We start from the raw sequence: 13,519 nt of genomic DNA on the forward strand, positions 1-13,519 counted from the left end.
GCATGATAGTCTGATCTCCATACACCGCTCAAGCTAGTTTTATCTTTATCTTTGCTGTTTGAGACTCTATGCGCTTCAATTTCTTGTCTCGTCCAATAGACTGTTTTCTTGAATCCGTTTAGGAGTTCAAAATAACCAACATACCCAATAACGTCATCAGATTTTTTTCCATTAGGATCAAATTCAAATTCTTCTGTCAGTCTATTCCAACTAATTAACTCCCCTTCATAAATTTCAATCACATTGAGTGCTCTATATTGACCACTTCGTTGTGCTAATTGAATGTAGCCTTTGTATCCTAGAATAAACTGAGCTTTCTTTTCCCATTTTTTTGTTACTTTATTTTTTTGATTAAAAGGCACCAAATACGCATATCCGAGATTTTTATCTAATCCAAGGTTTAGTGTGGCAGCAGTCAATGCTCCACTCATAATCGACATAGGTTCACTGTCAGCAAGATAACTGTCGTTAGATACCAATGTCATTACGTTAGCCATAAACCCGTTTGTGTTGTCATGAAGAACTTCTTCAAACTTCTTTCGCATCGTTGGCGTATTCATCAATGCTTTTAATCCTAATTTACTAGGATCAACTTGCTTTTGATTTTTCTCAGCAAGTTGATTCTTTAGAGAATCATTTGTTGCCATATTATCCAATCTCCTTCTCAACTAATTTTTTAAAACTTGTTTCTTTGTAAATATCCGGATCATTTGCTACCTCAGGATACTTTTCTTTGATTGCATCCTTGTCTAAGCCAGTTCTTGATTGTTCTTTCCAAGAGATGACATATTTAGGAGTAATACCAATTACCGCATTCTTTTTACCTAATTCACTTTTTATTTCGTTTTCGACTTTAGCAATTTGAGTCTTTATCGTTTTTTCAGTTTCTTTTAACTGTCTTCGGCTCTCGACAAGTTCATCAAATTTTGAAGGGAGAGTAATTTCATTTGCACCCTCTTCAGCATATCTGTTCTTGATAAACTCAGATGTAGCTTCACTACCATCGATTGGTGGTTCAATTCCTTTGACGACGTTGGTTTCCCAAAATTCAATAAGTCGCTCAGTGATGGTATCGATCAGCTCCTGATCCCGATCAACTTTCTTCCAAATAAACTTCTGACCACCAATTAGAACAGCAATATAGCAACTATCACGGTTTAATACATTCATGTAATGCTGTACCTGGCAAAGATAACTCAGTGGAACTTCTTCCCCGTCCCATTCTTTACCTAGAAAAACATTTGCTGTTTTACACTCCAAAATGGCATTCTCACCAACAACATCTCGATCGATATTTGCTCTTAAAAATGGATGGAGTGGATGCTCAAATACTCGATTTCGTCTTCGAACCTTTTTCTCCGTCCGCTCCTGAAACTCTTTAGCTACAACTTCTTCCAAGACGTTTCCCCAGTATGCTGGTTCGCTATCAGTTTCTTTAATTTCAACTTGTCCGGTCTTTTCCAACCATAATTGATAAGCTGATTTCCATTTATTTAATCCAAGGATGGTTGCAACATCTGAACCGCCTATCCCCTTTTGCCGATCCATCAACCACTCCTGATGCGTCATTGTTAAGGTAGAATTACTCATCTCCATCCCAACCTTCCATACTAATATCAAATTCATCATTATCTTGGTAAGTCACATTCGTAAAAACAGGACAATCTATATCCGCAATTGCAGTATCATAATCAAACATGTTATAATCTCCTTAGTTAATAATTATCTATAGCGTCTGAACTAAGCTTGTCGGCGGTTCAGGCGTTTCTTTTTTTCTTCTTCGTATTCCTTATCAATAGAAATCATCTGAGTTGGTACTAAAATCACAGCAGCAATGCTGCACACGATCGCTAAAGCAACGTTTGTGGGAACGGTAGTAATGATTTTGCTAGTCAGAACTGATCCAACCAAGAAAGCCATCCCAAAGCCTCGAATTATTTTTAGGTTTCTCATGCTAGGCCTCCTTAGCTTCCACAATCTTTTTCTCGGTAACTAAATCAAGAAAATCAATCCCTAAGGCTAAAGACAGTTTTGTCAAAGTTGTTAAATCGGGTCTTTGCTTTCCTTCAATATCATTTTTTAACTGGCTAATCGTTGACTCTGAGACTCCACTTTTCTTAGCAAGCTCTTTATTGCTAACTCGTACCGTGATATTCATATACCAAGATAAGTTGTCTGAAATCGTTCTTGCCAACCGTTGAGTTTTCTTTTCAGCAAATGTTGACATATTCATTAGTCATCACCTCCAAAATATCCGGCATTTTGCCAATCGTTCATAAACATCGAGAACAAATCCATGATTGATATGTTTTCAACCTCGCATAAAGCATTTAAAAATTGAGTTCCTGCAAAAATTACCTCGGCTTGTTCTTTTGCTAACTTGATTAATAGGTTGTGGTCTTTGGAAGTCAAGCAACGCACTTCCTTGCAAAGAACTCTTCTAGCTAGCTTCTTAGCTTCGTCTCTTTCTTCTTCTTCAAGTTCTTGCAAATCATCGCTTGCTGCAAGGTCACGTTTGTATACATCGCCATCCATCGGCCTAAAAATTCCAAAGAACTTATATACAATATTCATAGTTAAATCTGTATCGTTCGCATACTCAGCAATTCTTACTGCATTTTCAGGCGTTACATTGGTTGGGTCTTCTTTAGTCCAATCTGTCGGTGATTGTCTGGACACTCCTAAAGCATTAGCTAAATCTCGCTTTGATACTTCGCTCTTAAGTAGCCATACGATTATCGGCTTCCTTAACTTTCTTGAAACTGTTGATATCACGATTTCCCTCCTTCGTTCTGATTTGACCATCTTTTATTCAGATGGTTCAAAGCCTTAAAATGGTTAATAGGTAATAGATTTAAACAAATGCAGCTTCATCAAGTTCACGTTGAAGTTCTTTTTGAACCTCTTCAACTAATCGTTCCAGCTGTTCGTCTGTAGCAAACTTGATGATGTGTTTTAAGTTGGGCCTAGCGTCTAAGATTGCTTTGATCTTTTCTTCATTGGTCATTTTGCCACCTCCTGTTCTCTTTATGTTCGCTGTTACTGTTTGATATCATTAATTAGGTTGCTCGCGTGAAAGCGAGGTGATAATTTGCATAATGAATATGAAGTACCTTTCGAATTAACATTTAATGCAGAATCAGAAATAATGAATAATCTAATCATTCACGATTTGACCGTCCAAGATGAACTCGTGATTTCTGACAGCAAAGTAAAATATCTTTTTGAAAATGATGTCTATATCATATTGTCTTTCAGCAAAGTCATTGAGTCTGTTTCTGACGAATACAAAAATGAAATACTCTTAGAAAATCCAGAGGCGATTTTTTTAGATGAAGAGTATGTTTCTACTACAATCTCAGCAATAAGCCTTTCAGAGCTGTAGAGAAAATTGACCAAAAGATAAACGAAAAAAGTATTATAGAAACTTCTATGGTCTATCTGACCTTTGAACAATAATTGTTTTTAGTCTAATTTGTTTAGTAAAAACTGGTTTTCCATCTTCACCGATATATTTAAATATGGTTTCTTTGGTTCTAGGTCTCAAAATTGCTGGACTTTCTGAAACGACTTCAATCACTTCAGATTTGTTTCCTTGTTTCAGAATCAAAGGTGTGTAATTGCGAGCAATCTTTTCTCTTTTCATTCGAACTAAATACTGACTGAACTTCATCAGACTGCCTCCTTATTTTTATGTTCTCTTTTTGTTCGGTCATATGTTTTGTTACCCTGTAGTTGGTTACCCACTTGTTTTAAAGTGAGGTGAATATATGACTGAAAAAGAATATCCTTACTCTTACGAAGTCTTTGAAGACTTACATCTAAATAACGAAGAAAAGAATTTCAATAACCTTTCTGTTAAAGATTTATCCGTCCAAGAAGAAATCAAGCTTTCAGAAAGTGAAACTCAATACAACTTCAATAATGATTGTTCAATCATTTTAGAAAAAGAACCTGTTAAACTAGATGGCGATCACATCGTTGGGCAAAAAACTACCCTATATTGCAATAAGCCATTTGATTTACTTGTTGAAGTAAGAGAATTTGACGAACCCACTGATGTTGCTTTTTTGTATTCATCAACGTTCATCCTTAATATCATCGTCTGATATAGGCGGTACTCTACCTTTTTCCTTTTCATATTCTTCAACATTTGGGTAACCGTTGTCTTTAGGAATTACTTTCAAACCTGCCGGCGTTTTATCCTTTCCGTAAGGAAAAGCCCCGATCTCAAGTAAAAGCAACAATTGTTTGTACTCTTGGAGGCTATTCGCCTCGAACGATACGCTGATTTTCATCAGACCACCTCCTTATCTATAAGTTTCTCATTTGTAAACTCGTGGTCAAAAAAAATTTCGTCTGGTTTTTTCCCAAACACATCCGCAATCTTAACAGCTATCGGGTAACTTAAACCACGCTTACCATTTTCAATCATAGAGTAATAGCCTTTTGTTATGCCAACCTTTTCAGCAACTTCCGAAGCAGTCAAGTTATTTTGTTCGCGAATATTTTTTAACTTTTCAATCATTGTTATCACTCCTTTCTGTCAACTAACTGTAAACTTAGTATAGTACACATTTAGTAAACTGTCAATACAAAAATCAACATTTTGTAAACTTAGTTGTTTTTCTCTTGAGTTTACAAATTGTAAACGATAAACTTATTAAGGAAACGAGGTGTAAACATGACTTTTGGTGCTAGACTAAGGAAACTTCGAAATAACATGGACTGGACACAATCACAATTAGGCGAAAAAATAAATGTGACCAAGGCATCTGTATCTGGATATGAAAATGATACAAGAAGTCCTGATAAAGTGACGCTTGTTAAATTGGCTAATCTTTTTAACGTTTCAACTGATTTTTTATTGGGGAATGAAAAGCTTAACAATGAAGTATCAATATCTGGCGAAATTCCAAAGGAATATACAATTCCAATTTTGGGACGTATTGCTGCATCATCTCCAGCTGGATTGGTTAGCGACTACGAAGGCTCTATTGCTATTCAGCCTTCAGTAATAAAAAGATATGGTAGGGAAGATATCTTTGCTTTACGCGTTTTGGGAGATTCAATGAATAGAATTATTCCTGAAGGGTCCATTGCTATAATACACAAGTGTCTTGATTGGGAAGATGGGGATATCTGCGCAGTTACTATTAACGGGGATGATGCTACTCTTAAACAAGTAGCTCATACAGAAAACGGAATCAAGTTCACTCCCCTTTCTTATTCAAAGTTTCATGCTCCTTGGGAGTATGTAAAGGATGAGGATGAGGTAGATGTAATTATTCATGGTGTTTTCCTGTACGGTATTATACCTACGGATAAAATGTAAATTCAAAAAAATGGAGGAGTTTGTATGAAGAAAATTGTTATTGGATTTTATGTTGGATTAAGTAGTCTATTTTTACTATCTGGGTGTAGTTCCCCCAATAATCAGAAAGAAGCGAGCACCGATGATAAGACAGAAACAAGTACATTTGAATCAGATAAAAGCAGTAAAAGTTTAACAAAAGAAAAAACAAATGATAATGCTGTATCCACTGATATTTTAGCTGGGGGAGACTATATTGTAGGAACTGACATCGAACCTGGTGCGTATTATGCTGTTCTTACTGATATGCAGTATGGTTCTGATGATGAAAACCAAAACGGTTATGTTTCAATTGATGTAATTAGTGAAGAACAGACTACTGACAGTTCTGATGGTGAAGATGTAGATTATTCTTTCGAGATGTTAGAAGAAATCGGTGAAAAAAGACGTTTTGTTTTGAAAGATGGAGATACCGTTACTTTTTCTGATAATTGGGATCCAATATCATGGGAAGTAAAGCTATTAAATGAAAAGGATTTTAGAGCCTACATGAAGGACAACAAATAAAAACAGGAATATTAATTCGTACAAAAACTGCGATTATCTAACAATTTTAGACTTCGATTTTTTCTTTTACTCGGTATACCCTTTTCAAAGACACAGAAAAAAAGATTTGATCCTGTGGGGTATTTCTCTATACGGTATTATACCTACGGATAAAATGTAAATTCAAAAAAATTGGAGGAGTTTTTATGAAAAAGATTTTGGGATTGTTTACTTTGTTAAGTTGTACATTGATACTTGGTGCCTGTTCAGATTCCGAAGATTCGGATACATCTGTGTCAACATCATCAACTTTAAAAACCGAAGAATCTAGTAGTATGATTGAAGTTCCAACTACACAATCATCCGAAGAAAGTACAGCAAGTAAAATAGACAAGTTGAACGAAAATTGGTACGCATCTGATTCAAAATATGCAACAATGGAGCCTGTAAAGAAAACAGTTCAGATGCAGATGGACGAACTTAATACTGATGACGCTGTTAGAGCAATCGTTGTAAACAATATTCAGAATTACTTATATGATTCAGGAACTGTGGCTCCTGAAACAGAAATAACTCCAAATGAAATAAATCAAAAGCTTGATTATTCTAGAAGTGGTCTTTTTATTGATATCAGATACGATGGCACTGAACCTAATCAAGATATGATTCAAATGATTACGGATGATTTACTTAACATCTCAGGCCACAAATATACTATTGAATAATTTTTATTCATTGATAGTCAATTAGGATGGTTTTTAATTTGTATGACTAATTGGAGGAAGAAATGGTTAAAGTTGGTATAAGAAAGCCTAGTTTAAAAAAATCTGTTAAGGCACGTACAACTGGTAAAGTTAAGCGTAAATTGAAAAGTTCAGTAAATCCAATGTATGGTAAAAAAGGTGCTGGTTGGGTAAATAATCCGAAGAAAGCAGCTTACAACAAAACTTATAACAAAACTACTAAATCAGTCACAAAACTTGGTTCTTCTAGCAAGCGAAAAATTGGTTTATCACCAAACTATACAAATGGAAAACAATATTATGATGAACAAAAGTCAGGGTGTGGTTGTTGGACATTGCTAATTGCCGCATTGGTATTACCCATACTTGCTCCCTTTTTCCCGGCAACTGCAGGAATCGCTCTTTCGATAATTGTTATTGTCAGCTTAATCAGATTAGGTATGAAACGTAATTCCGAAACCGACATTGATCAACAAGAAAATGACTTGAGTGACATTGAATCTGAAGATGACAACTGGGATGATTTTTAAGAAATATGCCTTCGGGCTTTTCTTTCACCTCAAAAAAAGAACGTATGTTTGATTCTGCAAAACAGAATCAGATTTATCAGCAGAAAATGTGGAGAACTGGCAACAATTCATATGTATTTATTGATTTACTTTACAAAAATCAGAAAGGATAACCTATCATGGCTGAACCTATAAAACTAGGTAATGGAAAGTGGAGAATTCGTTTTAAGTACAAAGATCCACTAACAAATGAATGGAAAGACAAAATGATAACTAAATCAACTAAAAAGGAGTTGAACGAAGCATATATAGATTTTCAGTCTAAGATTATGAAAGGAGAAATTCTGCATGATATCAAATTATTAGACTTTTACGACACTTGGGTCGATACCTTTAAGAAAGGTAAAGTTTCCGCTGGTAGAATGCAGAAGATCAACATAACAAAGAAAAACTTAGAATCTTTTTTTGGGGAAAATCAAACATTACGTGGAGTAACCAAGTTGAATTATCAAAAGTGGATCAATTGGTTGGCAGAACCTGGGAACGTAAATGAAAGAGGGTTAGCAGTAGAAACTGTGGAGAATAGGCATGCTATCGCCAAATCTATGTTTATTGAAGCCTTGGATATGCAATACATCCATTCCAACCCTACAAGAAATATTAAGATAGTTGGTCAAAAAGCTGTTCATCTATCTGAAAAAACTATTTCTTTTGATGATATGAAAAAATTCAAAGAGGCTTTACTAAGTCGAGAAGATTCAGCGAGTAAATATTTTATTTTAACTCAAATGTATACTGGTTGTCGTTATCAAGAAATCGCTGCATTAGCTTGGGAACATTTAAACGAAGATGATGAAACAATTTCTATTGTAAGGGCGTATAAAACCGATGGCGGCCTCAAACGCTTTGGCCCACCAAAAAGTGATGCAGGCATTAGAGATTTAGACGTTCCAAAAATTCTTTTCTCATATCTGAAAGGTTATCATATCAAACAAAGGGAAGCTGTATTAGCAAGAAAGCTAAGGAACCCGCAAGACCTTCTGTTCGTAAATAATAAGAATACCTGGCCCATTTCAGTATCCGCAGTTGACAAGTATATAAAAGAAACATGTGAACTAGCAGGAGTAAAAAGAATATCCAGTCACTCATTCAGACACGCAAAATCAGACTTTTTAATTATGGCCGAAGCAGATCCTATCTACATCAAATCACAACTTGGACACAAAGAGATTACACAATCTTATGAGTATGCCTCTTCTACTAAAGAAAACCGAAATAAAAACAAGCGGAAATCTGAACAATTTTTGAGAGATCTAATATAAGTCATCCCCCAAAAATTACACAAGATACTTATTTTTACTGGTAAAATATCGGTTAACACAAACTACGTAAATGCAGTAGATTAAATGATCATTTATCAGTAAAAAGCACCTGAAAGCCGACAGGTGGCTTACGTAATATCCTCTAAATGCTATTATACCAGCATTTAGAGGTTTTTTTATACTCAAGCTACCCAAAAATTACACATTTTGCCTTCGTTTTCATTGGTAGGCTATTTTTTTCTTTACAAAACCGAACATATGTTTGTATAATGATTACGAGGTGATTGAATGAAAACAATTGAAGAAATTAAAAATTCAATAAGAGTGTATGACGTCAATGAAGGAATAGATGGATTAACTTTCAGATGGGTCTGCGGCAAATGGACTTATTTAGTTATTGCCACTTTCGGAGAAGAGTGGGACCATGTGTCTATCTCTTGCAAAAACAAAAGAGTCATTCCTGACTGGGAAACTATGTGCAGACTAAAAGATTTATGCTTTTACGAAAATGAAGTTGTTATGCAGTTACATCCGAAAAAAGAAAACTATGTCAATGTACGCGTAAACTGTCTTCATTTGTGGGCACCACAACAAACTGCTATACCAACGCCACCGTTACTGTTGGTCTAATAATTATATGAGGGAGTGATTTCATGGAATCAAAAATTGGAATAGTCAGCAGCATTAAAATTCTTAATATGTCGGAGCGTCCATTAGTTTACTTCAAGTTAGACGGAGTAAGTTGCTTAATCGCGGGTCACTCTCTTAATTTTCTTGCTGACGTTGATGATGGAATGAAAGTATCAGTATTTGGTGAATATAATAGAAGAAAACAGTTCGTGATTAAGAAGTATTCGGTTATTGGTAAGACAAAACTCATGATGGAATTTGAATACAGCTCAATGCCTGCGAAGAAAGCATTTGCTTAATATCAAGGTGATCCAATGCTAGAAGTACACCGAAAAGATTTCGCATTCAAGGACGACAAGTTTATCGCCATGTTCCACAAATACGTCAACGCTGATATACCGTTGTTCGCTCTGCAAAAAGAGCTACTCTATATAATGGAGACACAAAAGATAAATCACTTTCGTGTGCCAGCATCGCTAACCAAAAACAATAAGGAAGCCGTCTTTTATTTTGATATCACTACGCTTAAGCAAAATATAACGTTTGATGTCTATAGATTGCGAGAAGTAAAGTTCTTTGACGAAGAAGGAAACGAACTTTTCAGCAAATAAAAATCCACCTCGTTGTCATTTTACAACTTTTATACAAAATATGCACTTTCCCCACAACTTATCGCTAGAATAATTTCGATATGGACACAACCATTATGTACATCCCCACCCGAATACGGATGGGGACTTTTTGTTTCATTTAAATATCTAAATACCAACGAGTTTCAGTAAGGTCATTAAATCCACCTTTGACATCACCTTCAGGATCGTTGGTGCTCCGAATCATTACAATAATTGAATGACCTTCAACGTCATTTTGATTGAATTCAATGCTAAATCCAGCAACATCATTTCTATTGTATACTTTTGCTGCATCGGCTCTTGGCAAATCTTTTAATTTGATTCGCTTCAATTCTTTACCAGTCGTTCGATCTAGAATGAATGCATACTGATATTTCTTCGTACGTGTGCTCCATCCTTCTGCTTTGATCTTCCCATTCACCGCACCAAATCCATCTACGTGACCCTTATCGTTACCAACTTCCATCACTGAATAGTTCTGACCGGCTCGATAAACATCTGTCACTTCAGAAGGATTCGGATCAGGTAGCGTGGTATAACCATTATCAGTAACTCCTGTCAGATCGATATTTCCATCTAAACCGCCACCAACATAAGTCGAAGTGAATTGATAGATTGCTACACCATCCATACTTGGAAATACCGACCATACAGGGCTTGTAGTAACATTGTAGTTTGGATATGCTGCCATCCATAATGAATCAGGAAACTCAGCTAGAATTTGCTGATAATATACATTGGCTAAGGTAAATGGTTTGTAACTGTAATACATGGGGGTATAACCAGCATCTCGAATTCGCCGCATTCCGTAAATGATTGTGTCTGTATTCGCTTGCTTGTTCGAACTAGCTCCATGTTCAAAGTCTAAAGCAACAATAGACCCGCGAGGTGTCTTTACTTTAGGTAAAAAGTAATCCATCGTTGTTTTAGCAATGGCCATGCTTCCGTAAGTGTCATACCAAATGTAAGTATGAGCACGTTTTCCTTGAGCTAGTGCGGAATTAACTTGACTCTCATAAGTCCATTGATTATATAATCCTCCTGAGTTATAACCGCCAATTTGAGCGATAGCAAATTTATCATGTGCATAGCCAAACTGGCCATTTGCTCCCTGATAAATAGCCCAGTCAACTCCTTGATCGCCTTTAGCAGCATTTACTTGAACTTGAAAAATCGGCAACAAAAAAAGAGCCGCTAACAGGCTCACTGCAATACTTTTCTTTTTCATTCGTTTCCTCCTATTATTCACCCTGATCTGAATTGTTATACTTGGCAGCTGACACGCCTAAGATTGTTCCTAGCAAGGTTGCAAACGCCGTAATGACAACTACTGCAAGGTCTGTATAATCCCAGTAGAAGGCTTTTCCTACTACACCCACGAAAGTAGCTGTCGCTGGCAGTACAATCATTGCGACCCATTTCAAAATATCATATGTCTTGTTACTCATTTCCTCCACCCCCTTTCATATCTCGAAGATCATGCTCAGCTTCTGTCATACGACCTTCCAATTTATATGTTCGTTCGATAACATTATTGTGTTTTTCAACTTTCTTCTCTAACTGTTCAATTCTGTATATCGTCAATTTATTGGAAATCACTATTCCAGAAAAAGTACCTATTAATGTGCCACCAATACTTAAAAACGAAAGTAATAACTCAAAATTCATACTTCACCTACTCTCTCAAAATAAATAGCACACCCGAAAGTGTGCCAAGCTTCTTTATTTAAAACACGATCCTGTCTCGCCAGAAACAATTCCTTCAATCATCAGTATCTGATGAGACTTGTCGCCTGTAACATCTTGCGAATCATTATATGCCTTTGTTTTCGCGGTATTAGAAAAAGCACAAAAGACGCCCGGATTAACAGAATCCAAACTCATTGTGTTGCTACCTGTTATCGACCAAATGAAGTGATCAATCTTCACAGTTTTCTGATTCGGGAAGCTTAACCCGATTTCTTTTCCGACAAGTGCACCCGGAGCAATAGAATAACTCGTATTGCCTGAAACCTTATCCATAATGACTGTAGTCGGTACTCCTCCTAATCCTCCTTCTAACGATACCCGGCCTACTACGTGCTCCGTACCAAATAGAAGATGCAAATCTAAATAATCAAACAAGTCTAAATTTTCGCTGATCGAGATAGAAGGTAAATCAAATGCATTCTCTTTCCCACTCCATAATTTAACTGTTCGAACCGATTGTTGCGTTTTTTCATCCAAGCAGCGAACGATCTTCCATAAGCCACAAATAGCGCAGATAATTGCTTTATCAACATTCCACTGCCAATCGAGCAAACTATCTAGCCAGCACTTATACGCATCAACATCGCAGATATCGAGAGTCATTAATGCATTGTGAAGCGAACCTGTTGCCAAATCATTCAGTGATTTCAAATCATCACAATCCGAATTAGAATGTGAGGCAGAAGGATGAATGCCCTCGTCGTTCATAAGATTCTCGCAAATTTTATCAGTTATAGTGGTAAAACAATAATTTGTATCGCCGTTTCTGATATCATTCAACGGTGTTACAACATCCATCGCTCGCATGTTACAGCAACTTGAACCACCGCCACTTTGTTTACAGCTAACACATGCCATCTAAAAACCTCCTATCCTACGTATAATCAATTTTTCTTACTCCTTCAATTCTACTAATCGTACATTCTCCAACCTGTCCATTGCATGCTGTTCCTTGGACAAACTTGTCGATAACATTAGTGGTAAGATTTGTCCAAACAAGGTTCGATTTATCAGGGACTACGTTCAAAACGTTCATACTTGCATTTGTAGCCTTCAAACCAGCACTACCTTCTAATTTGTTGGTACCACTGAAATCCATGCCTGAGTAAGTTGCCACATTAGCGGCATCATGCTGCAGGTATCCCGGCTGAATATCTACAGAATATTGGGTACCGCCGACATTAAAACTCACTCGAATAGCATCGAAGTTTAAAGCTGATTCAGACAAAGTTAAATTATTCCCAGCGTGACCTATGCCTCTCCAAATTTCTTTCGTCACTAAAGTCGAAAAACCACTAGGCAGCTTATTTTTTATTGCGTTAATTTGATCCTGTAAGCTTTTATCGGTATCTTTCAGCTGATTAGTCACAGTGATAATGTCACCAATATTATTCCAGATTGATGTGCTATCGTTCCATAGTTTATTGATTTCACCTTCAATGTTTACAATTTTTTTCTTGATATCCTTAATGTCATTTTCAATGATGTTAATTCGAGAGATGATGGCATTGATTGCTGCCCAAACCAAAGTAAATTCTTTCCAGATTTTATCAATTTCATTCCACAAATCATGGATGTTTTTCCAAAGGCCGCAGATAGCACAGATGGTTGCCTTGTCGACGTTCCATTGCCAGCTTACTAAACTATCTAGCCAACATTTATATTCATCAACATCACAGATATTTAGAACCATCAGCGCGTTATGAAGCCTTGCTGTCGCTAGGTCGTTTAAAGCCGATAAGTCTTCACAATCCGTGTTAGAGTGAGTTGCTGATGGGTGTATACCCTCATCATTTTGCAGGCTATCGCAAATTGCATTAGTAATTTCAATAAAACAGAATTCTTCATCACCATTTTTTATTTTTTCTAATGGTGTCTCTTCATCCATAGCATTTAATTTGCAGCAACCCGATCCGTTACCGCTATAAGTAGTTTTTTTTCCGCAAGATGTGCATGCCATTTAGATTCCTCCTAACAACTTGCCCAAAGCGTCTCCAGTTAACCCGATAACAATTGATACGTGATTCAAATATTTCTCCAATTTGTGTACCTCCATTTTTCCCAAAATAAATAG

At 36.3% G+C, this 13,519-nt stretch carries 23 protein-coding genes and 1 pseudogene; 10 read left to right on the top strand and 14 right to left on the bottom strand.

Annotated elements, in window-relative coordinates; genetic code table 11:
• The 6 genes from IGI46_RS24595 to IGI46_RS24620 all read right to left on the bottom strand — a co-directional run.
• A partial coding sequence (locus tag IGI46_RS24595) for a recombinase RecT (RefSeq protein ID WP_429974464.1) occupies window positions 1–647 on the bottom strand: 647 nt, incomplete at its 3' end.
• Window position 648: 1 nt separating this feature from the next.
• Window positions 649–1,590, bottom strand: a complete 942-nt coding sequence (locus IGI46_RS24600) for a YqaJ viral recombinase family protein (protein ID WP_429974528.1) — start codon at window positions 1,588–1,590, stop codon at window positions 649–651.
• 150 nt (window positions 1,591–1,740) lie between these two features.
• Window positions 1,741–1,953, bottom strand: a complete 213-nt coding sequence (locus IGI46_RS24605; protein ID WP_429974465.1) for a hypothetical protein — start codon at window positions 1,951–1,953, stop codon at window positions 1,741–1,743.
• A 1-nt stretch (window position 1,954) separates the two neighbouring features.
• Window positions 1,955–2,233: a helix-turn-helix domain-containing protein gene (locus IGI46_RS24610; protein ID WP_429974466.1), complete on the bottom strand. Its 279-nt coding sequence runs from the start codon at window positions 2,231–2,233 to the stop codon at window positions 1,955–1,957.
• Window positions 2,233–2,775: a hypothetical protein gene (locus IGI46_RS24615; protein ID WP_429974467.1), complete on the bottom strand. Its 543-nt coding sequence runs from the start codon at window positions 2,773–2,775 to the stop codon at window positions 2,233–2,235. Before IGI46_RS24615 ends, IGI46_RS24610 begins: the two co-directional genes overlap by 1 nt.
• Window positions 2,776–2,854: 79 nt before the next feature.
• The gene (locus IGI46_RS24620; protein WP_429974468.1) at window positions 2,855–3,007 is read right to left on the bottom strand and encodes a hypothetical protein; all 153 of its coding nucleotides are present in this window, start codon (window positions 3,005–3,007) and stop codon (window positions 2,855–2,857) included.
• Window positions 3,008–3,148: 141 nt separating this feature from the next.
• On the opposite strand from IGI46_RS24620, the gene IGI46_RS24625 reads away from it, so the two are divergent.
• On the top strand, window positions 3,149–3,385 hold the full coding sequence (locus IGI46_RS24625) for a hypothetical protein (RefSeq protein ID WP_429974469.1): 237 nt from the start codon (window positions 3,149–3,151) through the stop codon (window positions 3,383–3,385).
• 45 nt (window positions 3,386–3,430) lie between these two features.
• Here the strand turns inward: IGI46_RS24625 and IGI46_RS24630 are convergent, their stop codons facing one another.
• Complete coding sequence (locus tag IGI46_RS24630) at window positions 3,431–3,673, bottom strand: hypothetical protein (RefSeq protein ID WP_429974471.1); 243 nt, start codon at window positions 3,671–3,673, stop codon at window positions 3,431–3,433.
• A gap of 97 nt (window positions 3,674–3,770) precedes the next feature.
• On the opposite strand from IGI46_RS24630, the gene IGI46_RS24635 reads away from it, so the two are divergent.
• On the top strand, window positions 3,771–4,109 hold the full coding sequence (locus IGI46_RS24635) for a hypothetical protein (protein ID WP_429974472.1): 339 nt from the start codon (window positions 3,771–3,773) through the stop codon (window positions 4,107–4,109).
• On the opposite strand, the gene IGI46_RS24640 is transcribed toward IGI46_RS24635, so the two are convergent.
• Entirely contained in the window at window positions 4,080–4,298 is a 219-nt protein-coding gene (locus tag IGI46_RS24640; protein WP_429974473.1) for a hypothetical protein, read from the bottom strand. The genes IGI46_RS24635 and IGI46_RS24640 overlap by 30 nt on opposite strands.
• The gene (locus tag IGI46_RS24645; RefSeq protein WP_429974474.1) at window positions 4,298–4,528 is read right to left on the bottom strand and encodes a helix-turn-helix transcriptional regulator; all 231 of its coding nucleotides are present in this window, start codon (window positions 4,526–4,528) and stop codon (window positions 4,298–4,300) included. The genes IGI46_RS24640 and IGI46_RS24645 overlap by 1 nt, the downstream gene beginning before the upstream one ends.
• A gap of 156 nt (window positions 4,529–4,684) precedes the next feature.
• Between IGI46_RS24645 and IGI46_RS24650 the strand changes: the two genes are divergently transcribed.
• From IGI46_RS24650 to IGI46_RS24685, 8 genes and pseudogenes are all read left to right on the top strand, one after another.
• Window positions 4,685–5,335, top strand: coding sequence for a LexA family protein (locus tag IGI46_RS24650; RefSeq protein WP_429974475.1), 651 nt, complete (start codon window positions 4,685–4,687; stop codon window positions 5,333–5,335).
• 24 nt (window positions 5,336–5,359) lie between these two features.
• Window positions 5,360–5,881, top strand: a complete 522-nt coding sequence (locus tag IGI46_RS24655; RefSeq protein WP_429974476.1) for a hypothetical protein — start codon at window positions 5,360–5,362, stop codon at window positions 5,879–5,881.
• A gap of 185 nt (window positions 5,882–6,066) precedes the next feature.
• A complete protein-coding gene (locus tag IGI46_RS24660) occupies window positions 6,067–6,585 on the top strand; it encodes a hypothetical protein (protein ID WP_429974477.1) in 519 nt (172 codons plus the stop codon).
• Window positions 6,586–6,647: 62 nt separating this feature from the next.
• Window positions 6,648–6,830: pseudogene (locus IGI46_RS24665) on the top strand (hypothetical protein); the annotation flags it as partial.
• Window positions 6,831–7,291: 461 nt separating this feature from the next.
• Window positions 7,292–8,434 (top strand): tyrosine-type recombinase/integrase, encoded by a 1,143-nt coding sequence (locus tag IGI46_RS24670; protein WP_429974478.1) that lies wholly within the window; start codon window positions 7,292–7,294, stop codon window positions 8,432–8,434.
• Between the two features lie 288 nt (window positions 8,435–8,722).
• Window positions 8,723–9,064, top strand: coding sequence for a DUF7694 domain-containing protein (locus tag IGI46_RS24675; protein ID WP_010760044.1), 342 nt, complete (start codon window positions 8,723–8,725; stop codon window positions 9,062–9,064).
• A 23-nt stretch (window positions 9,065–9,087) separates the two neighbouring features.
• Window positions 9,088–9,363, top strand: coding sequence for a hypothetical protein (locus IGI46_RS24680; RefSeq protein WP_429974479.1), 276 nt, complete (start codon window positions 9,088–9,090; stop codon window positions 9,361–9,363).
• A 15-nt stretch (window positions 9,364–9,378) separates the two neighbouring features.
• Window positions 9,379–9,675 carry a DUF5960 family protein gene (locus IGI46_RS24685; protein WP_429974480.1) on the top strand — a complete coding sequence of 99 codons (297 nt, stop codon included), beginning with the start codon at window positions 9,379–9,381 and terminating at the stop codon, window positions 9,673–9,675.
• A gap of 139 nt (window positions 9,676–9,814) precedes the next feature.
• On the opposite strand, the gene IGI46_RS24690 is transcribed toward IGI46_RS24685, so the two are convergent.
• From IGI46_RS24690 to IGI46_RS24710, 5 genes are read right to left on the bottom strand one after another with little or no spacing between them, the layout of a single operon-like run.
• On the bottom strand, window positions 9,815–10,924 hold the full coding sequence (locus IGI46_RS24690; protein WP_429974481.1) for a GH25 family lysozyme: 1,110 nt from the start codon (window positions 10,922–10,924) through the stop codon (window positions 9,815–9,817).
• Between the two features lie 13 nt (window positions 10,925–10,937).
• Window positions 10,938–11,144 (bottom strand): phage holin, encoded by a 207-nt coding sequence (locus IGI46_RS24695; protein WP_429974482.1) that lies wholly within the window; start codon window positions 11,142–11,144, stop codon window positions 10,938–10,940.
• A complete protein-coding gene (locus tag IGI46_RS24700; protein ID WP_429974483.1) occupies window positions 11,137–11,364 on the bottom strand; it encodes a hypothetical protein in 228 nt (75 codons plus the stop codon). The genes IGI46_RS24695 and IGI46_RS24700 overlap by 8 nt, the downstream gene beginning before the upstream one ends.
• Before the next feature lie 54 nt (window positions 11,365–11,418).
• Window positions 11,419–12,303 (bottom strand): hypothetical protein, encoded by an 885-nt coding sequence (locus IGI46_RS24705; protein WP_429974484.1) that lies wholly within the window; start codon window positions 12,301–12,303, stop codon window positions 11,419–11,421.
• 16 nt (window positions 12,304–12,319) lie between these two features.
• Entirely contained in the window at window positions 12,320–13,405 is a 1,086-nt protein-coding gene (locus IGI46_RS24710; RefSeq protein ID WP_429974485.1) for a hypothetical protein, read from the bottom strand.
• Between the last annotated feature and the right edge of the window lie 114 nt (window positions 13,406–13,519).

Origin of the sequence: Enterococcus sp. AZ163, from assembly GCF_050498925.1 — a bacterium.
Lineage (GTDB): Bacteria > Bacillota > Bacilli > Lactobacillales > Enterococcaceae > Enterococcus_A > Enterococcus_A ferrettii.

What these genes read in the sequence shown, in the direction of transcription:
- IGI46_RS24600 (WP_429974528.1), bottom strand. Translation starts at nt 1,590, where the DNA reads ATGAGTAATTCTACCTTAACAATGACGCATCAGGAGTGGTTGATGGAT.
- IGI46_RS24605 (WP_429974465.1), bottom strand. Translation starts at nt 1,953, where the DNA reads ATGAGAAACCTAAAAATAATTCGAGGCTTTGGGATGGCTTTCTTGGTT.
- IGI46_RS24610 (WP_429974466.1), bottom strand. Translation starts at nt 2,233, where the DNA reads ATGAATATGTCAACATTTGCTGAAAAGAAAACTCAACGGTTGGCAAGA.
- IGI46_RS24620 (WP_429974468.1), bottom strand. Translation starts at nt 3,007, where the DNA reads ATGACCAATGAAGAAAAGATCAAAGCAATCTTAGACGCTAGGCCCAAC.
- IGI46_RS24625 (WP_429974469.1), top strand. Translation starts at nt 3,149, where the DNA reads ATGAATAATCTAATCATTCACGATTTGACCGTCCAAGATGAACTCGTG.
- IGI46_RS24630 (WP_429974471.1), bottom strand. Translation starts at nt 3,673, where the DNA reads ATGAAGTTCAGTCAGTATTTAGTTCGAATGAAAAGAGAAAAGATTGCT.
- IGI46_RS24635 (WP_429974472.1), top strand. Translation starts at nt 3,771, where the DNA reads ATGACTGAAAAAGAATATCCTTACTCTTACGAAGTCTTTGAAGACTTA.
- IGI46_RS24640 (WP_429974473.1), bottom strand. Translation starts at nt 4,298, where the DNA reads ATGAAAATCAGCGTATCGTTCGAGGCGAATAGCCTCCAAGAGTACAAA.
- IGI46_RS24645 (WP_429974474.1), bottom strand. Translation starts at nt 4,528, where the DNA reads ATGATTGAAAAGTTAAAAAATATTCGCGAACAAAATAACTTGACTGCT.
- IGI46_RS24650 (WP_429974475.1), top strand. Translation starts at nt 4,685, where the DNA reads ATGACTTTTGGTGCTAGACTAAGGAAACTTCGAAATAACATGGACTGG.
- IGI46_RS24655 (WP_429974476.1), top strand. Translation starts at nt 5,360, where the DNA reads ATGAAGAAAATTGTTATTGGATTTTATGTTGGATTAAGTAGTCTATTT.
- IGI46_RS24660 (WP_429974477.1), top strand. Translation starts at nt 6,067, where the DNA reads ATGAAAAAGATTTTGGGATTGTTTACTTTGTTAAGTTGTACATTGATA.
- IGI46_RS24670 (WP_429974478.1), top strand. Translation starts at nt 7,292, where the DNA reads ATGGCTGAACCTATAAAACTAGGTAATGGAAAGTGGAGAATTCGTTTT.
- IGI46_RS24675 (WP_010760044.1), top strand. Translation starts at nt 8,723, where the DNA reads ATGAAAACAATTGAAGAAATTAAAAATTCAATAAGAGTGTATGACGTC.
- IGI46_RS24680 (WP_429974479.1), top strand. Translation starts at nt 9,088, where the DNA reads ATGGAATCAAAAATTGGAATAGTCAGCAGCATTAAAATTCTTAATATG.
- IGI46_RS24685 (WP_429974480.1), top strand. Translation starts at nt 9,379, where the DNA reads ATGCTAGAAGTACACCGAAAAGATTTCGCATTCAAGGACGACAAGTTT.
- IGI46_RS24690 (WP_429974481.1), bottom strand. Translation starts at nt 10,924, where the DNA reads ATGAAAAAGAAAAGTATTGCAGTGAGCCTGTTAGCGGCTCTTTTTTTG.
- IGI46_RS24695 (WP_429974482.1), bottom strand. Translation starts at nt 11,144, where the DNA reads ATGAGTAACAAGACATATGATATTTTGAAATGGGTCGCAATGATTGTA.
- IGI46_RS24700 (WP_429974483.1), bottom strand. Translation starts at nt 11,364, where the DNA reads ATGAATTTTGAGTTATTACTTTCGTTTTTAAGTATTGGTGGCACATTA.
- IGI46_RS24705 (WP_429974484.1), bottom strand. Translation starts at nt 12,303, where the DNA reads ATGGCATGTGTTAGCTGTAAACAAAGTGGCGGTGGTTCAAGTTGCTGT.
- IGI46_RS24710 (WP_429974485.1), bottom strand. Translation starts at nt 13,405, where the DNA reads ATGGCATGCACATCTTGCGGAAAAAAAACTACTTATAGCGGTAACGGA.